General features: G+C 72.7%; 16 protein-coding genes. 4 read left to right on the forward strand and 12 right to left on the reverse strand.

The genetic code is table 11. The features are described 5' to 3' along the window. Window positions 1-9: 9 nt before the first annotated feature. The 5 genes from RM445_RS10945 to RM445_RS10965 form a co-directional block, all read right to left on the reverse strand. Window positions 10-651, reverse strand: coding sequence for a hypothetical protein (locus RM445_RS10945; protein ID WP_311556070.1), 642 nt, complete (start codon window positions 649-651; stop codon window positions 10-12). 105 nt (window positions 652-756) lie between these two features. Continuing rightward, window positions 757-1,524 carry an acetoin reductase gene (locus RM445_RS10950; RefSeq protein WP_311556071.1) on the reverse strand — a complete coding sequence of 256 codons (768 nt, stop codon included), beginning with the start codon at window positions 1,522-1,524 and terminating at the stop codon, window positions 757-759. Next, window positions 1,521-2,588 (reverse strand): 2,3-butanediol dehydrogenase, encoded by a 1,068-nt coding sequence (locus RM445_RS10955; protein ID WP_311556072.1) that lies wholly within the window; start codon window positions 2,586-2,588, stop codon window positions 1,521-1,523. The genes RM445_RS10950 and RM445_RS10955 overlap by 4 nt, the downstream gene beginning before the upstream one ends. Window positions 2,589-2,717: 129 nt before the next feature. Then, the gene (locus RM445_RS10960; protein ID WP_311556073.1) at window positions 2,718-3,968 is read right to left on the reverse strand and encodes a GAF domain-containing protein; all 1,251 of its coding nucleotides are present in this window, start codon (window positions 3,966-3,968) and stop codon (window positions 2,718-2,720) included. A 56-nt stretch (window positions 3,969-4,024) separates the two neighbouring features. Further along, entirely contained in the window at window positions 4,025-4,936 is a 912-nt protein-coding gene (locus RM445_RS10965) for an EamA family transporter (RefSeq protein WP_311556074.1), read from the reverse strand. Window positions 4,937-5,007: 71 nt separating this feature from the next. Between RM445_RS10965 and RM445_RS10970 the strand changes: the two genes are divergently transcribed. Continuing rightward, complete coding sequence (locus RM445_RS10970; protein WP_311556075.1) at window positions 5,008-5,922, forward strand: LysR family transcriptional regulator; 915 nt, start codon at window positions 5,008-5,010, stop codon at window positions 5,920-5,922. Window positions 5,923-5,941: 19 nt separating this feature from the next. On the opposite strand, the gene RM445_RS10975 is transcribed toward RM445_RS10970, so the two are convergent. Then, a complete protein-coding gene (locus RM445_RS10975; RefSeq protein WP_311556076.1) occupies window positions 5,942-7,159 on the reverse strand; it encodes a glycosyltransferase 87 family protein in 1,218 nt (405 codons plus the stop codon). Window positions 7,160-7,330: 171 nt separating this feature from the next. Next, window positions 7,331-9,535 (reverse strand): excinuclease ABC subunit UvrB, encoded by a 2,205-nt coding sequence (gene uvrB, locus RM445_RS10980; RefSeq protein WP_397469276.1) that lies wholly within the window; start codon window positions 9,533-9,535, stop codon window positions 7,331-7,333. 59 nt (window positions 9,536-9,594) lie between these two features. Between uvrB and RM445_RS10985 the strand changes: the two genes are divergently transcribed. Continuing rightward, window positions 9,595-10,110: a DUF402 domain-containing protein gene (locus tag RM445_RS10985; protein WP_311556253.1), complete on the forward strand. Its 516-nt coding sequence runs from the start codon at window positions 9,595-9,597 to the stop codon at window positions 10,108-10,110. Here the strand turns inward: RM445_RS10985 and RM445_RS10990 are convergent. From RM445_RS10990 to rpsA, 5 genes are all read right to left on the reverse strand, one after another. Then, window positions 10,107-10,649 carry a hypothetical protein gene (locus RM445_RS10990; protein ID WP_311556077.1) on the reverse strand — a complete coding sequence of 181 codons (543 nt, stop codon included), beginning with the start codon at window positions 10,647-10,649 and terminating at the stop codon, window positions 10,107-10,109. The genes RM445_RS10985 and RM445_RS10990 overlap by 4 nt on opposite strands. A 46-nt stretch (window positions 10,650-10,695) precedes the next feature. After that, window positions 10,696-11,400 carry an RNA polymerase sigma factor gene (locus RM445_RS10995; protein WP_311556078.1) on the reverse strand — a complete coding sequence of 235 codons (705 nt, stop codon included), beginning with the start codon at window positions 11,398-11,400 and terminating at the stop codon, window positions 10,696-10,698. A 217-nt stretch (window positions 11,401-11,617) separates the two neighbouring features. Then, complete coding sequence (gene coaE, locus RM445_RS11000) at window positions 11,618-12,718, reverse strand: dephospho-CoA kinase (RefSeq protein ID WP_311556079.1); 1,101 nt, start codon at window positions 12,716-12,718, stop codon at window positions 11,618-11,620. Between the two features lie 38 nt (window positions 12,719-12,756). Next, window positions 12,757-13,533 (reverse strand): hypothetical protein, encoded by a 777-nt coding sequence (locus RM445_RS11005; protein ID WP_311556080.1) that lies wholly within the window; start codon window positions 13,531-13,533, stop codon window positions 12,757-12,759. A gap of 250 nt (window positions 13,534-13,783) precedes the next feature. After that, window positions 13,784-15,262: a 30S ribosomal protein S1 gene (gene rpsA, locus RM445_RS11010; RefSeq protein ID WP_311556081.1), complete on the reverse strand. Its 1,479-nt coding sequence runs from the start codon at window positions 15,260-15,262 to the stop codon at window positions 13,784-13,786. Between the two features lie 262 nt (window positions 15,263-15,524). Between rpsA and RM445_RS11015 the strand changes: the two genes are divergently transcribed. After that, window positions 15,525-16,376, forward strand: a complete 852-nt coding sequence (locus tag RM445_RS11015) for a class I SAM-dependent methyltransferase (RefSeq protein WP_311556082.1) — start codon at window positions 15,525-15,527, stop codon at window positions 16,374-16,376. Between the two features lie 117 nt (window positions 16,377-16,493). Next, window positions 16,494-16,883, forward strand: coding sequence for a PaaI family thioesterase (locus tag RM445_RS11020; protein WP_397469280.1), 390 nt, complete (start codon window positions 16,494-16,496; stop codon window positions 16,881-16,883). Window positions 16,884-16,897 lie beyond the last annotated feature (14 nt).

Consider the following 16,897-nt stretch of genomic DNA (forward strand, 5'->3'; position numbering starts at 1 on the left):
CGGGGCGGGTCACCGGGTCGGGACGACGGCCGCCGTCGGGGGTGCCGTGGCGGGTGCGCCCGAACGCTGCAGCTGCGCACACGACGGCGACACCGTGTAGGCGGCGGCGAGCGTCGGGTCGCGGTTGATCGTCGCAGCCACCTGGGCGCCGTTGAGCAGCGCGCCGACCACACGGGAGACACCGACGATTGCGCGGCCGATGGCCACGGCACTGCTGGTATCGGTGCGCTGGACCTGGTCGCGGGCGGCGGTGAGGTCCACTCGCAGGTCGGCGACCTCGCCGCGGACCTGCTCGGCGATCACGTCACCGTCGGGGACCGGGGCGGCGCCGGCCACCGCCAGCCGCGCCCGGGCCTGGTCCGTCACCGCCACGCCCTCGTTGAGGTAGGTCAGGTACGCCTGCTTCGTCGCCTCGGGAGCGTTCAGGTCGAGTCCCGGAGCCGCGGTGAGCCGGGAGATGACCGGAACGAGCGCGGCACACACCGACTCGGTCCAGGCCTCCGGCGTGGGAACCGGCGTCGGAATGACCGACAGCGCGGCGGACGACCCGGCGGCGGCAGGCGGTGCGGAAGAGCCACTGCCTCCGCACCCGGCGAGAAGTGCGGCGACCACCATCGCCGGGAGAACCCCGCACCATCGTCCTGCCCGCATGCGCCCGCTCCGTCCCCCGGACGCATCCCCCCGGACTGCGCCCCACCGTCGAGCGTGGCGCAGCAGCACGGCCGGGGCAAGGTCACCGTGCCGGTGGCCGACAGCTCACGAGTACACCATCCCCCCGTCGATGATGATCGACTGTCCGGTCATGTAGTCCGAATCGGGTCCTGCGAGGTAGGAGACGAGCGCGGCGACGTCGGCGGGCGTCTGCAGGCGGCCGAGCGCGATGCCCGCGCCGAACTGCGCCTTCGCCTCCCCCTTGGCCGTGCCGAGGTACGGGCCCATCTGTTCGTCGATCAGCTCCCACATGTCGGTGTCGACGACTCCGGGGCAGTAGGCGTTGACCGTGATCTTGTGCTTCGCCAGCTCCTTTGCGGCGGCCTGGGTGAGCGCCCGGACCCCGAACTTGGTCGCGCAGTAGGGGCCGAGCAGGTCGAACCCGCCGTGCGCGGCGATCGACGCGGCACTGATGATCTTGCCGCCGTCGCCCTGGGCGATCATCTTCTCGGCCGCGGCCTGCATGCTGTAGACGACGCCGAAGACGTTGACGTCGAAGATCTTCCGCAGGTCGTCGGGTGTCACGTCGAGGAGCGGCTTGACCTGGGCGATCCCGGCGTTGGCGACCATGACATCGACACTGCCCAGCTCGTCGGCGGCCTGGTCGACGAGCGCGAACACGGCGTCGCGGTCGGTGACGTCGGTCGAGACGGCGAGAGCCCGGCCACCCGCCGTGGTGATCTCCTCGGCGACCGCTTCGGCGCCGGCCTTGTTGACGTCGCTGACGGCGACGGCGTGACCGTCGCCGGCCAGCCGGAGCGCGATGCCGCGCCCGATCCCCCGTCCAGCTCCGGTGATTACGACGTTGCTCATACGAGATCCTTCGGGGTGACGAGGATCTTCACGTTCTCCTCTTTGTTGTCGATCAGTTCCGTGAAGCCCTTGGAGACGAGGTCGTCCAGCGCGATCCGCCCGGTGATGAACTGCGTGGCGTCGACCTTCTTGTCCTGCAGGAGACCGATCGTCGCCGGGTGGTCGCCGCAGTAGGCCAGCGTGCCGATGAGGTTGATCTCGGAGAACACCAGTTCGTTCACCGCGAACTCGGCCTTGTGGCCCCAGATCGCGACGTTGACGACCGTGCCGCCCGGACGCACCGACGCGACGGCGGACCCGAGCACGGCGTCGACACCCGCGCACTCGAACGACACGTCGGCACCTGCGCCACCGGTGAGGTCGCGGATCGCGTCCGGCACGTTCACCTCGGTCGGGTCGAGGACCTCGTCGGCGCCGGCACCGGGGGCCTTGGCCTTGCGGACGGCGGCCGGTTCGACGACGAACACCTTCGACGCGCCCGCGGCCTTCAGCGCGGCCGTGGTGACGAGGCCGATCGGACCGGAGCCGAACACCGCGGCGGTGTCGCCGGGCTTGATCCCGGAGAGCCGCACCGCGTGGTAGGCGACCGCCAACGGCTCGACCAGGGCGCCCAGGTCGGTCGGGATGTCGCCCAACGGGTGCGCCCAGCGGGCACCGACCACGCACTTCTCCGCGAAGCCGCCCTGCTGGCCGTCGAGCCCGACGAAGCCGAGCTTGCGGCAGATGTTGTAGCGACCGATCGTGCAGGCGGAGCATTCACCGCAGACGTCGTAGGGCTCGACGGCGACCCGGTCGCCCTCCTTCACGTTCGTCACCCCGGCCCCGACCTCGGAGACGACGCCGGCGAACTCGTGGCCCATCACCACCGGCATCTCCTCGCCGGTCAGCGGGTGCGGCGAGCCCTTGGGCGGGATGAAGATCGGGCCCTCGAGGTACTCGTGCAGGTCGGTGCCGCAGATGCCGCACCACTCGACGTCGACCTTCACCTGGCCGGGCCCGACCTTCGGCTCGGGAACGTCGTCGATGCGGATGTCGCCGGGACCGTGGAACCGTGCTGCCTTCATCGGACCTCCTGCTGGGTGGAACGAGAGCCGGCGACCACCGGGGTCCTCGTGACTGCGCTCACACCAGCAGTTCACCCGCCGGGCTGCGCGCCGACGAGGGTTGCAGCGATGTTGCAGCCCTGCGGAAGGTCAGGCCCGGGCGAGCGCCCGCACCGCCGGAGCCGTCGACGCCGCCGCGAACGGGCTCGTCGTCAGGTCCGGCAGCACGACCTCCACCTCCGGCGCCACCCGATACGGCCGCGCCAGGAGAATCCCGCCGATCGCCTTGCGGAGCCGGGAGACCTCGGCGCGGATCGTCACCAAGCTGCCGACGTGGCCGTAGAGCGCCGTGCTGAGCGCGGCCGCGTCCATCCCCGCCTGCCCCGCGCGGGCCAGCAGCAGGAGCACCTCGGCGTGCCGGGTCGACAGGGGATGCACCCACACGTGGGTGCCGGCGACGACGGCGCGGGGCGGGTGCGCGTCGAGCTCCAGGGTGAGCCGCAACGACCGGCCCTTGCCCCCCGGACGCAGCAGCCAGCCGCCCGGGACCGGCTCGGGGATGCACAGTCCCAGCCCGTGCACGGCCACAGGGCCGTCCGCGGTCGGTGCGGTCACCCGGTCCACCTGCGGCAGACCGCGGACGGCCGCGACCCACCCGTGGTCGTCGACGACGAGGCCGGGACCGGACCCGGACGCCAGCACCGGCACGGCGACGGTGCGCAGGGCGTCGAGCCGCTGCTCGTGGCAGCGCCACAGGCTCGCCTCGGCCAGCTTCACGGCGGTGCCGACGAGCGCGACGGTCGTCGGGTGCACCGTCTCGGCGGGCCCGCTCACGTCGACGACGCCCAGCATCTCGCCGGTGCGCGGGTCGTGCACCGGGCAGGCGGTGCAGGTCCAGCCGTGATGGGTGCGGACGAAGTGCTCGGCGGAGAAGATCTGCACCGGCGACCCCTCGGCCAGCGCGGTGCCGATCGCGTTGGTGCCGACGGCACCCTCGGTCCACCGGGCGCCCTCGGTGAAGCCCAGCGCGTCGGCGCGGTGCCGGACCCGGGTCGATCCCTCGCGCCACAGCAGCACGCCGTCCGCGTCGGTGACCACCATGACGTGGCGGGCGTCCTCGGCCACCGCCGTCAGCGCGGCCCGCAGTTCGGGCAGAACCTGGTGCAGCGGCGAACGGGCCCGGCGCTGCTCCACCTGGGACGCGTCGAGCGGCCCGGGTGGCTCACGGCGGTCGGGATCGACCCCTTGGGCCTGTACGCGCAGCCAGGACCGCGCGACGAGGCCTCGTGGGTCGACCGGCGGGCGGTCGCCCGAGAGCAGGGCGTCATGGGTGCGGGCGAGCAGGCGGGCGTACCTGCCCACATCGGTTCCGGGTCGAATCGCGCAGACCCCTTCGTCCACGGGCGTACCTCCGCAGGGAGCCTGACACGTCGTGGATGGTCCATGACACTGTCCGTTCAGCCAGTTGCGCGAACCGGTTCCTCCGTGCTTTGCGCCGGTGCGGTCACCACACGTGGTACTCCGAGCAGAACCCCGCCGACGATCACGACCGCCGCCACCAGCTCGACGGCGCTCGGGCGCTCCCCGAGGACCAGCGCGGCGAGCCCCATGCCGACCACGGGGACCAGCAGCGACCAGGGCGCCACGACCCCGGCCGGGTGACGCCGCATCAGCGCCGTCCAGATCCCCGTGCCGAGCACCGTCGCGAGGCCGGCGGTGTAGGCGACGGCGAGCAGCCCGGGCACCCCGGCGGGGGTGATCGCCGCGCGCAGCGCGTCCCACCCCGCGGCCGGTCCCTCGACGACCCACGACGCGACCAGCAGCGGCACCGGGGGCACCACCGACATCCACAGCGTCAGGTGGAGCGGGTTGGGCGGCGCCGCGAGCCGGCTGCACAGGTTGCCGAGCGCCCACCCCAGCGCACCGGCCAGCGTCAGCAGCACCGGCAGCAGGGCCGCGGCCTGGGCACGCGCGACGGCGATGGCGACCAGGCCGAGCACCGCCAGCCCGATCCCGACGCCCTGGCGCGGCGTGAGCCGCTCACGCAGCAGTACCGCACCGAGCACCACGGTGAACGGCGCGGAGGCCTGCAGGACCAGCGAGGCGAGTCCGGTGGGCATGCCGACGTCCATGGCGACGAACAGGAACAGGAACTGCAGCGTCCCGAACCCCAACCCGTACCCGAGCAGCCAGCGCAGCCGCACCTGCGGCCTCGGGACGAGCAGCACGGTGGGCAGCGCGATCACCGCGAACCGCAGCGCGGCGAGGAACAGCGGCGGGAAGTGCTGCAGGCCGACGTGGATGGCGAGGAAGTTGACCCCCCACAGCACGGCGACGAGAGCGGCGAGCAGGCGGTCCCGGAGCGACATGCCTCCACCGTGGGTCCCCGCCATCCGGAAGACCAGCGAATAAATCTGTACTGTCTCTGTAGTTTGGCTTCATGGATGTGGCGCGGTTGCGGGTGCTCCGCGAGCTGGCGGACCGCGGATCGGTGACGGCGGTGGCCGCCGCGCTGTCGTTCACCCCGTCGGCGATCTCGCAGCAGCTGCGGGCACTCGCCGCGGAGGTCGGGGTGCCGCTCACCGAGCCGGCGGGCCGGGGGCTGCGGCTCACGCCGGCAGGGCACGCGCTGGTGGCCCAGGCCGAGGAGGTGTTCACCGCGCTGGCCCGGGCGCAGGCGGCGGTGGACGGGTTGCGCAGCCTCCCGAGCGGGGAGGTGCGGATGGCGCTGTTCCCATCCGGGGCCCGGCTGCTGCTGGCCGGGCTGCTGCGGCGGCTCGCCGAGGTCCCGGACGTCGACCTGCGCTGCCGCGACGTCGACATGACCCCGCCCGACGTCCCCGCGCTGGCCGCCGACTACGACGTGGTGGTGACCCACCGCGACGAACGCACCGCGGCCGTCCCGCCGTCACGGTTCAGCGTCGTGCCGCTGCTGCGCGAACCCCTGGACGTCGTGCTGCCCCCGCGGCACCCGCTCGCCCGGCGGCGCCGGCTGCGGCTCGCCGAGCTGGCCGACGAGCCGTGGATCAGCGTGGACGTGGGCTGGCCGGTCGACGACGTGCTCCGGACCATCGCGGTGCAGACCGGGACGACCCCGCGGATCGTCCAGCGGATCAACGACTTCTCGGTCACGGAGGAACTGGTGGCCGCCGGTGTGGGCATCGCGCTGCTGCCGCGCTACTCGACCGACGACCGCGGCGGCCGCCGCCTGGCCCGCCGCCCGGTGGCCGGCGTACGCGCCGCCCGGGTCGTCGAGGCGGTGCTGCGCCCGAGCACCGCCGAACGGCCCGCGGTGCAGGCGGTGCTCGACGCACTGCGCGCCGAGGCCGACGCCCAGGTCGACGCGCGCACCTGAGCGCGAGCGTCCGTGCCGGTCAGGGTGTGGCGGCGGCCGGGGCGCGTTCCGGGCGGCCGGCCGCGATGCGCACCGCGACCAGGGCCAGGATTCCGACGATCACGTACGTCGCCCCCACGACCTGTTGCGTCGCGCTCCAGGCCAGCTCCAGGTTCTGCTCGTGCGGGAGGAAGCGGAACGGCGCGACGTAGAACGTCACGACCAGCACCGCGATCGCCGCGGCCCACCCGCGCGAGCGCCGTCGGACCGCCTCCGCCACGGCGACCAGCAGCGCGGGCGCGATCCACACCCAGTGGTGCGACCACGAGGTCGGGCTCACCAGCAGCGCGAAGCCGGCGACGGTCACCAGCGCCAGGGCCGGTTCGGCGCGTCGCACCACGGGGACGATGAGCGCAAGCAGCGCCAGTGCCACCACGAACCACACCACCCGGGCCGCCAGAGCGGGCACCTCGGCGCGCGCGAGAACGGCCTGGACGGTCTGGTTCGTGTAGAACACCGACCCGCTCACGCCGGAGGCCGGGCCGCCGAACCAGTAGCGGGCGGACGACGCTGCGTCGACGGCGAAGCCGATCCCGGTGGCGACGGCGGCGGTGACGATCGCGACGACGGCCGCCCGCATGTCGCGGCGGAGGAGAAAGTACAGCACGAACGCCGCGGGGGTCAGCTTGATCGCCGCGGCGAGACCCACGAGCAGGCCGCGTGGCCAGCGGGTGCGCGGCGTGAGGCAGTCGACGGCGACCAGCCCCATGAGGATGAGGTTGACCTGGCCGAACTCGAAGGTCTCGAGCACCGGCTCGATCCACAGCAGCACCGGCAGCGCGAGCGCCGTGACCGACAGCGCGCCCCCGGGGCCACCGGCCGGCCAGGCCTGGCGCGCCGTCACGTACAGCGTGGCCGCCAGCGCCGTCAGCGAGAGCACGAACAACAGCACCCACGCCGCCGTCCAGGGCAGGAGCGCGAAGGGGGCGAGCAGCAACGCCGCGAACGGCGGGTAGATGAACGGCAGGGCCATGCCGCTGACCGTGGGCGGGAGCGGGCCGTACATGTCGCCGCCGGCGAGCCAGGTCTGTACGCCGATCCGGTAGACCTCGAGGTCGATGTGGTAGCCGTGGGTGTGCCAGAGCAGGATCGCGACCGACAGCGCCAGCAGCGGCAGCGCCACGGCGGCGACCGTGCGCGCGCCGGGCAGCGCCGCGCGGCGCCGCGGCGGGGCCGGGGGCGTGCTGGAGCGGGTCAAGCGGGATCCTCCGGCCGTCTCCTGGCGTGCATACCATGACCTGCCCTGGGCGGGGTCCCGCACAGGGCCGCCACACACGGTAGCTGCGAACGCGGCCCGACCGTGCACCGCCCGGCCCGCGACGCGGCCGATCTCACTCGCCCGCGCCCCGCCGCGCGCTGAGGTACGACGTCAGCGCACCCCCGCGGCGTCCATGCCGCGCAGCTCCTTCTTCAGGTCGGAGATCTCGTCGCGCAGCCGTGCCGCGAGCTCGAACTGCAGGTCGCGGGCCGCGGCCAGCATCTGGTCGGACAGCTGCTGCACCAGGTCCGCCAGCTCGGCCCGCGGCATGTTCGCCGTGTCGCGGCCCGCGACGATCCCGGAGCTGGCCGCCCGACCCGGCTCACCCGCGGCGCGCTTCCCGCGGGAGGCGTTGCGACCCGACCCGCCGACCGGCACCTCGGAGTCCTCCGCCTCGCGGTACACCTGGTCCAGGATGTCGGCGATCTTCTTCCGCAGCGGCTGCGGGTCGATCCCGCGGTCCTCGTTGTAGGCGACCTGCTTCGCCCGGCGCCGCTCGGTCTCGTCGATGGCGTAGCGCATCGAGTCGGTGATCTTGTCGGCGTACATGTGCACCTCGCCCGACACGTTGCGGGCGGCGCGGCCGATCGTCTGGACCAGCGAGGTGCCCGAACGCAGGAACCCCTCCTTGTCGGCGTCCAGGATCGCGACCAGCGACACCTCCGGCAGGTCCAGCCCCTCACGGAGCAGGTTGATGCCCACCAGCACGTCGAACTCGCCCAGCCGCAGCTGGCGCAGCAGCTCCACCCGCCGCAGGGTGTCGACCTCCGAGTGCAGGTAGCGCACCCGGATGCCCAGCTCCAACAGGTAGTCGGTGAGGTCTTCGGCCATCTTCTTGGTCAGCGTGGTGACCAGCACCCGCTCGTCGCGCTCGGTGCGCTGCCGGATCTCGTGCACGAGGTCGTCGATCTGCCCCTTGGTGGGCTTGACGACGACGTGCGGGTCGACCAGGCCCGTCGGCCGGATGACCTGCTCGACGAACTCGCCGCCGGTGCGGTTGAGCTCGTACGGGCCCGGGGTGGCCGACAGGTACACCGTCTGGCCGATCCGGTCAGCGAACTCCTCCCACGTCAACGGCCGGTTGTCGACCGCCGAGGGAAGCCGGAACCCGAAGTCGACAAGGTTCCGCTTGCGCGACATGTCGCCCTCGTACATGCCGCCGATCTGCGGCACCGTGACGTGCGACTCGTCGATGACCATCAGGAAGTCGTCAGGGAAGTAGTCGATCAGCGTGGCCGGTGCGGTGCCCGGGCCGCGGCCGTCGATGTGGCGCGAGTAGTTCTCGATGCCCGAGCAGAACCCGACCTGGCGGATCATCTCCAGGTCGTACTGGGTGCGCATCCGCAGCCGCTGGGCCTCCAGCAGCTTGCCCTGGCGCTCCAGCTCGGCCAGCCGATCGGCCAGCTCGACCTCGATGTCGCGGACGGCCCGCTCCATCCGCTCCGGACCGGCGACGTAGTGCGTGGCGGGGAAGATCCGCAGCGTGTCGACCTGCCGCACGACGTCGCCCGTCAGCGGGTGCAGGTAGTAGAGCGCCTCGATCTCGTCGCCGAAGAACTCGATGCGGATCGCCAGTTCCTCGTAGGCCGGGATGATCTCCACGGTGTCGCCGCGGACCCGGAACGTGCCGCGGTTGAACGCCACGTCGTTGCGCAGGTACTGCACGTCGACCAGCGCGCGCAGCAGGACGTCGCGCTCCACCGTCTCCCCGACCGTCAGCTCGACCGACCGGTCCATGTAGCTCTGCGGCGTACCGAGGCCGTAGATGCACGAGACGGAGGCGACCACGACGACGTCGCGCCGCGACAGCAGGTTGTGCGTGGCGGAGTGCCGCAGCCGCTCGACGTCCTCGTTGATCGAGGAGTCCTTCTCGATGTAGGTGTCGGTCTGCGCGATGTACGCCTCGGGCTGGTAGTAGTCGTAGTACGAGACGAAGTACTCGACGGCGTTGTTCGGCAGCATCTCGCGCAGCTCGTTCGCCAGCTGCGCCGCGAGCGTCTTGTTCGGGGCCATCACCAGCGTGGGCCGCTGCACTCGCTCGATCAGCCAGGCCGTGGTGGCCGACTTCCCGGTGCCGGTGGCGCCCAGCAGCACGATGTCCTGCTCACCCGCGAGCAGCCGCCGTTCGAGCTCCGCGATCGCCGCGGGCTGGTCGCCGGCGGGCTGGTGCGGGCTGACCACCTCGAAGCGCCCGCCCTTGCGCGGGATGTCGCCCACCGGGCGGTGCTCGGAGTGGGCGAGCGGGATGTCGATCTCCCCGGCCGCATCTTTGTGCACCTTGGCTGCACTACCCGGGATCTCCGTCGCGAATGCCACGGTATCCAGGGTACGAGCACCCACCGACAAAACCGCTTCTGCCAGGATCGGGGGCGATGATGCACCCGCCGAAGATCGTGACCTTCGACGTCCCCGCACGCATCAGCGTCGACAACAAGGGCTTCGCCCGGGCGGTGCAGGAGTACCGGGTCACCCCGTACGGCCTCTACATGAGCCGGGCGATGGTGGGCCGGCCCAGCGCCCACTGGATCCGGTCGTGGCTCCTGCCGTCGCTGGGCCTGGCCGTCACCGACTTCTCGTGGAACCCGGGGCACGAACGCGACCAGGACTTCTACCTCGACGTCTGTGAGATCGAGCGCGAGGGCGACCGGTGGCGCCTCACCGACCTGTACCTCGACATCGTGCTGCGCACGGGCCGCGACGCGACCGTGATCGACGTCGACGAGTTCGTCGCCGCGGTCGGCGGCGGGCTGCTCGACGCGCGGCGGGCCGAGCACGCGCTGCAGTGCTCGCACGCGGCCGTCGACGGGCTCGCGGCCCACGGCCACGACCTCGACGCGTGGCTCGCCGGCCTCGGCATCGCGCTGACCTGGGGTGCGGGCCCGACCGGCTAGTCGTTCTTCTTCTGGGTCGTGGTGGTGCCCGACCGCACGACCTGGCGCTCTTCGGCGTCGTTGTCGTCGTCGTCGGATTTCTTGGTCGTCGACGTCGCCGGGGTCGACGTCGCGCTGGTCGTCACGGGCGCCGGCGCCGGTGCGGTGGTCTGCTTGCGGGGCGCGGTGGTCGTGGCCTGCGGCACAGCCTTCGCCCGGGTTCGCTTCGCGGTCGTGGTGGGCGTCGGCTCGGCCGGGGCGGTGGTGGTCTCCGCCGTCGTGGTCGTGGTCGTGGTCGTGGTCGTCGACGACGGTGCCGCGACCGGGGCCGCGACGGGCGCCACGTCCGCGACCGGCGCGGGCTCCCCGACCTGGGTAACGGCCGTGACGCCGCCGAGGGCACCGACGGTCAGCACGGCGGCGGCCGCGGCGGTGCTCGCCCGGGCCGTCCGACCCGCCTGGCGGATCACCGAGTCGACCGGGGGCAGTTCGACCGCCTCGGTCAGCTCGTCGTCCAGGGCCCGCAGCTCGCGGCTGACCCACTGCACATCGACACTCATCACGAATCCCTCGGCGGGGCACCGGTACGTCGCGTTCGCGCTCCGCTCACCAGCGGCCACCATGTCCGTACGGCCCGATCGGGACCGGTGTAGCCGGCGCGACGTCGGACAGGGCGTCGCCCACCACGCGGCGCCCGCGGGACAGGCGCGCGGCGACGGTGCCCGGCGGGACCTGCTCCAGAATCGCGACCTCGACGACCGACACGCCCGCCATGTCGACCAGGACGACCGCACGGCGCTCGGGGTCGGGCAGCCGACCGAGCGCGGCGAGCGCGGCGCGGGTGCGGGGCTCACCGCCCTCCACCAGCGCACCGCGACGGCGACCGGGCGCGATGCGGGCGGCGACGCGCCGCCAGCTGCGCATCGTGGAGCGGACGGCCACCCGCCGCACCCACCCGGTGGGATCGGCCGACGACCCGACGTCCGCCCACCGCCGCCAGGCGCGGGAGTAAGCCTCGCGGACGACGTCGTGGGCCTCGGCCGGGTTGAGCGTGATCGCGTAGAGCTGGGCGACGAGGCGCTGGTAGTTGGCCTCGAAGTGGGCACCGAAATCGGCGCGCAGCTCGTCCGGCCGCAGCGGCGGCCGCTCGAGCTCGGTCTCGTCCGCGGCGGCCGGAACGGCGTCGACCTGCGTCATCTCTGCGATCGAGGGATCGAGCGACGTGACCTCCGTGTCGCCGTCGGTCGGGGAGGACAGCTCGGCGGGGACGTCGTCGCCGGGATCGGCCCGGTGGTCGGTCAGCACGCTCACCCCTTCGTCCTCCCGTTCGTCGTTCGACCCTACTCCTGCACCTGTACGCCCCCGGACGGTCGCAGACCGTCACCGAAACCTGAGCACTTCGGCCCGGTGACGTCGACCGGAGGATCGACGGGGGGCGGCGGACCGTGTCGCAACTCCATCGAGTGACGAGACCCCGGCGTTACCAAGCCGGGCGGGTCATGCACGTCACGGGTCGTTCGGGTCACGTCTACTCGTCCAACGACGGTGTCCACCCCGACGATGCGGCCCATTCCTCCGCCCGGGTGAACGAGGTCGACGAACTCGTGGGCCGGTCGCCGTACTCCGCCCGGGACGCACCGTCGGCACGCAGCCAGTCGCGCCACAGCAGCGTCGCCCGCCACGCGGGGGAACCCGCCGGCCGCAGCACCACCCGCACCGGACGGCCGGGGTCGGCCCCGCCGTGCCACCACTCCCCCGCCGACGTCCCGCCGTCGACCCGGGGGAAGCCGGCCGCGTCGAGCCCGGTCCGCACCGTGTCGATCGTTGCCGGATCGACGCCGACCTGGAGGTCCAGCACGTCGACGGCGGGCAGCCCGGGTACGGCCGTCGGACCCACGTGGGCGCCATGGGCTCCCCGGCCGGCCGCGCGGGCGACCCGGGAGGCGAGCCGGGCACCGTCCACGGCCCACCGGGGGTCCGCCTCGACCGGCCTTCCGGACGGCGCCGGTACCGGGCGGCGGGCCCGCAGGTTGGCCTCGAAGGGCACGAGTCGGCCGTGCCACAGGTCGTCGACGGCCGCGCGCAGCGCCTCGGGCGACCCACCGTTGTCGAGGACGACGTCGGCGGCGGCACGGCGCGCGTCGTCGGACGCCTGTGCGGCGATCCGGGCCCGGGCGTCCGCCTCTGCCATGCCCCGCGCGTCGACGAGGCGGCGCACCCGCACCTCCGGGTCGGCGTCCACCACCACGACCAGCGCGAACGCCGCGGGAGAGCCGGTCTCGACGAGCAACGGGACGTCCTGCACCACGATCGCGTCGCCGGCCGCGGCCGCCACGAGTTCCTCGGTGCGTTCGCGCACGCGCGGGTGCACGATCGCGTTCAGCCGGGCGCGGGCCTCCGGGTCGCCGAACACGACCGCTGCCAGCGCGGGCCGCTCGAGACTGCCGTCAGGGGCGAGCACCCCGGTCCCGAAGGTGGCGACGATCTCGCCGAGGCCGGTCGTGCCCGGGGCGACCACGTCGCGGGCCAGCACGTCCGAGTCGACGAGCACCGCACCCCGCTCCGCGAACCGGCGCGCGGCCGTCGACTTGCCGGACCCGATGCCCCCGGTGAGCCCCACCCGTAGCATCCGGCGACCCTACCGGGGCCTCCCCGAGCCGCCCGGCGTCAGCCGGCTGCCGGCGGCCCGGCCGCGGGGGGCGGGGCCGCGGGCGGTGCCGCGCCGGCGGCGACCGCGGGCAGCACCCGCAGGGCGACGTCGACGAGCGTGTCGGCGGCGGAGAGGTCGCGGATCCGCACCGGCTGGGGCAGGACGAAGGTGAGCGTCTCCGCCCCGTTCGCCACCAGGAGCACCGCGTCCGTCGGGCGCTCGACGAGCACCCCCTTCGCGTTTCCGAGCGCGACGTCGCGGTGCGGGCCGTCTTCGACGGCCGCGTTCGTCCGCCACTGCTTGGTGGCCGCGTCCACGTCGGTGTAGGCGCTCACGTTCACGTCGAGCAGGTCGCCCTTGGCTGCACCGGTGCGGGTGTACGAGCAGCTCAGCCGCTCGGTACGGCCGACGGCCGGGGCCGGGGTGCCGATCGTCGTGCGCACCGACACCGAGTCGAGCGGCAGCCCGAAGAGAGCGCCGAGGTCGTTGCCGCCGAGGAGGCGTACGCAGTCGTCCGGCAACCGCCCCTGGTCCGCCACCCCGGTCACGGACGCCGCGGCCGTCGGCGTGGAGGCGAACGTGGGCACGGGAAGGGCCCCCGGCTCCCCGGCCGCGCTGCCACACGACGTCAGCGCGAGCACCGCCGCGCCCGCCCCGAGACGACTCCAGATTCCCCCACCACGCATACCGCGCGCCAGGATCCCACTCCCGCGGATCACCGTGTCGCCGGCCCCACTCGCGTCGATTCGCCTGCTCCGCGCGGTCTCGCCCCACGCGGTTCGTACAACCTTCAAGCCCCGACCCCCCGGTGCGGCACCCACTCCTGCACGACATCGAAAGTAGGGGGATCCACATGATCGAATACGGCGGCAGGCCGAATCGGTGACCGACCGCAGCCGAACTGTGACCGCCGGGATGACCCCTGCCGTACACCTGATCACCCGGACACGGAGACGGCCCCGGTGACCGAGTGGTCACCGGGGCCGTCAGCCGTACAGAGCTGTCAGTCTCCCATCGGGACGCGCCCGACCGGGAACCGTTCGATCAGGCGCCGCCCGACAGCTTCTCCCGCAGTGCTGCGAGCTGCTCGTCGCTGGCCAGCGATCCGCCGCTCTCCGCGGGCGCGTCGCCGCCCTGCGAGGAGTAGTTGGTGGCGGCGCCGCCACCCTCTGCTGCCTCCACGTCGGCCTCGGCGGCCTTGCGGATCTGGGCGATGTGCTGCTCGTAGCGCGAGTGGGCCTCGGCGTACTCCTTCTCCCACGTCTCGCGCTGCGCCTCGAAGCCTTCCTTCCACTCGCCGGAGTCGACGTCGAAGCCCTCGGGGTAGATGTAGTTTCCCTGGTCGTCGTACTCCGCGGCCATGCCGTAGCGGGTGGGGTCGAACTCCGTGTCGACCGTCATGCCCTCGTTCGCCTGCTTGAGCGAGAGCGAGATACGGCGCCGGTCCAGGTCGATGTCGATGACCTTGACCATCGCGTCGTCGCCGACCTGCACGACCTGCTCCGGGATCTCCACGTGGCGCTCGGCCAGCTCGGAGATGTGCACCAGGCCCTCGATGCCCTCCTCGACGCGGACGAACGCGCCGAACGGCACCAGCTTGGTGACCTTGCCCGGAACGATCTGACCGATCGCGTGCGTCCGGGCGTACAGGCGCCACGGGTCCTCCTGCGTCGCCTTCAGCGACAGGGAGACGCGCTCGCGGTCCAGGTCGACGTCGAGGACCTCGACGGTGACCTCCTGGCCCACCTCGACGACCTCGCTCGGGTGGTCGATGTGCTTCCACGACAGCTCGGAGACGTGGACCAGACCGTCCACCCCGCCGAGGTCGACGAAGGCACCGAAGTTGACCACCGAGGAGACGACACCCTTGCGGACCTGGCCACGGGCGAGCTGGTTGAGGAACTCGCTGCGGACCTCGGACTGGGTCTGCTCCAGCCAGGCGCGACGGGACAGGACCACGTTGTTGCGGTTCTTGTCCAGCTCGATGATCTTGGCCTCGATCTTGCGGCCGACGTACGGCTGCAAGTCGCGCACGCGGCGCATCTCGACCAGCGACGCGGGCAGGAAGCCGCGCAGGCCGATGTCGAGGATCAGGCCGCCCTTGACGACCTCGATGACCGTGCCCTCGACGGGCTCGTCGGCCTCCTTGAGAGCCTCGATCGTGCCCCAGGCGCGCTCGTACTGAGCGCGCTTCTTGGACAGGATCAGACGGCCCTCCTTGTCCTCCTTCTGGAGAACAAGGGCCTCGACGTACTCGCCGACCGACACGACCTCTGCGGGGTCGACATCGTGCTTGATGGAGAGTTCGCGGGAGGGGATGACCCCCTCCGTCTTGTAGCCGATGTCGAGCAGGACCTCGTCGCGGTCGACCTTGACGATCGTGCCCTCGACGATGTCGCCATCGTTGAAGTACTTGATCGTCTTGTCGATGGCGGCGAGGAAGTCCTCCTCCGACCCGATGTCGTTGATGGCGACCTGGGGCGTGGTCGAGGCGGTGGAGGAAAAGGTGGTGTCGGTGGACATGTAGTGGGGTGCTCCGGTAGTGGATGGGGGGTTGATGCCGTGATGCAGGACTGGCTGTGACGTGGTGCTGTCACCTGTTCGTTATCGAGAACGCGCGTGAGCACGTGTGGACTTCCGGTGCAGCGTGGCGCACAGCAGGACGACCGTCTGCGAGCAGGCGCCACGTTGACCACAGTGCGTGGATGATGCTACGCGGCCCGGTGTGGCCAGGGCAACGCGGCCCCGCCTCCGAACAGGGGTGATACAGGGGCACGATGGCCGCGTGGACGGTCGAGAGTCGGCGGTGGGCCCGAGCGCCGAGCAGCTGCTCGGTACCGCGGCCGTCGCGCGTCGACCGGTCGGGTCCGGCGAGTCGCAGCGGGCGAGCCGCGCGTGGTGGGACGCCGACGCCGACGACTACCTGACCGAGCACGGCGCGGACATCGGCGACGTCGACTTCGTCTGGTGCCCCGAGGGTCTGCGCGAGGCCGACGCGCACCTCCTGGGCGACCCCGCGGACCTCGCCGGGCGCCGCGTGCTGGAGGTGGGCTGCGGCTCCGCCCCGTGCACACGCTGGCTCGCGACCCAGGGGGCGCGGCCGGTGGGCCTCGATCTCTCGGGCGGGATGTTGCGACACGCTGACCGGATCAACGCGGCGACGGGTGTCGTTGTTCCTCTCGTACAGGCCGGTGCCGAGCGCCTGCCCTTCGCCGACGGCACGTTCGACCTGGCCTGTTCGGCGTTCGGGGCGGTGCCGTTCGTGGCCGAGCCGGAGCGGGTGATGCGCGAGGTCGCCCGCGTGCTGCGGCCCGGCGGGCGGTGGGTGTTCGCGGTGAACCACCCGATGCGCTGGATGTTCTCCGACGACCCGGGCCCGGACGGGCTCACCGTCACCCAGTCGTACTTCGACCGCACGCCGTACGTCGAGATCGACGCCGCGGGGGTGCCGACGTACGTCGAGCACCACCGGACGCTCGGCGACCGGATCCGCGACGTCGTCGCGGCCGGTCTCGTGCTGGACGACCTGGTCGAGCCCGAGTGGCCGGAGGGGCGCGAGACCGTGTGGGGCCAGTGGTCGCCGCTCCGTGGGGCCCTGTTCCCGGGTACGGCGATCTTCGTCTGCCGCCGGCCGTAGCCGCCCCTCCCCTACGGAGGATCGGGATACGGTGCACGTGTGTCGATCGATCCGGCTCCCGACTCCGTGACCTCCGTGCCCGGCGCCGCCGACGGGCCCTTCACCGTCCCCGAGCACCTGCGCGCCGAGCAGCTCCAGGAGCGGATGGGGATCGAGCTCCTGGAGTGGTCGCGGGAGCAGGTGGTCGGCCGGATGCCGGTGACGGGCAACCGGCAGCCCTACGGGCTGCTGCACGGCGGCGCGAGTGCCGTCCTCGCCGAGACGCTGGGCTCCGTGCTCGCGGCGATGCACGTGCTGCCCGAGCGCACCCCCGTCGGCCTCGAGCTCAGCTGCACCCACCACCGCGCCGCCGTCGGCGGCTGGGTGACGGGCACCGCCCGGCCCGTGCACGTCGGCCGCAGCACCTCCACGAGCGAGATCGTGCTCGTCGACGACCGCGGCCGCCGGACCTGCACCGCCCGGTTGACCTGCCTGCACCGCGACACCCCGGCCGCGCCGCCGGCGTGATCGCCGTTCCGGCG

This window comes from Pseudonocardia charpentierae, from assembly GCF_031845345.1.
Taxonomy (GTDB): Bacteria; Actinomycetota; Actinomycetes; order Mycobacteriales; family Pseudonocardiaceae; genus Pseudonocardia; species Pseudonocardia charpentierae.

Bases quoted from the DNA above. Each gene is read 5' to 3' on its own strand.
- RM445_RS10945 (WP_311556070.1), bottom strand. From the start codon at position 651: ATGCGGGCAGGACGATGGTGCGGGGTTCTCCCGGCGATGGTGGTCGCC.
- RM445_RS10965 (WP_311556074.1), bottom strand. From the start codon at position 4,936: ATGTCGCTCCGGGACCGCCTGCTCGCCGCTCTCGTCGCCGTGCTGTGG.
- rpsA (WP_311556081.1), bottom strand. From the start codon at position 15,262: ATGTCCACCGACACCACCTTTTCCTCCACCGCCTCGACCACGCCCCAG.
- RM445_RS10990 (WP_311556077.1), bottom strand. From the start codon at position 10,649: ATGAGTGTCGATGTGCAGTGGGTCAGCCGCGAGCTGCGGGCCCTGGAC.
- coaE (WP_311556079.1), bottom strand. From the start codon at position 12,718: ATGCTACGGGTGGGGCTCACCGGGGGCATCGGGTCCGGCAAGTCGACG.
- RM445_RS10955 (WP_311556072.1), bottom strand. From the start codon at position 2,588: ATGAAGGCAGCACGGTTCCACGGTCCCGGCGACATCCGCATCGACGAC.
- RM445_RS10985 (WP_311556253.1), top strand. From the start codon at position 9,595: ATGCACCCGCCGAAGATCGTGACCTTCGACGTCCCCGCACGCATCAGC.
- RM445_RS10950 (WP_311556071.1), bottom strand. From the start codon at position 1,524: ATGAGCAACGTCGTAATCACCGGAGCTGGACGGGGGATCGGGCGCGGC.
- RM445_RS10970 (WP_311556075.1), top strand. From the start codon at position 5,008: ATGGATGTGGCGCGGTTGCGGGTGCTCCGCGAGCTGGCGGACCGCGGA.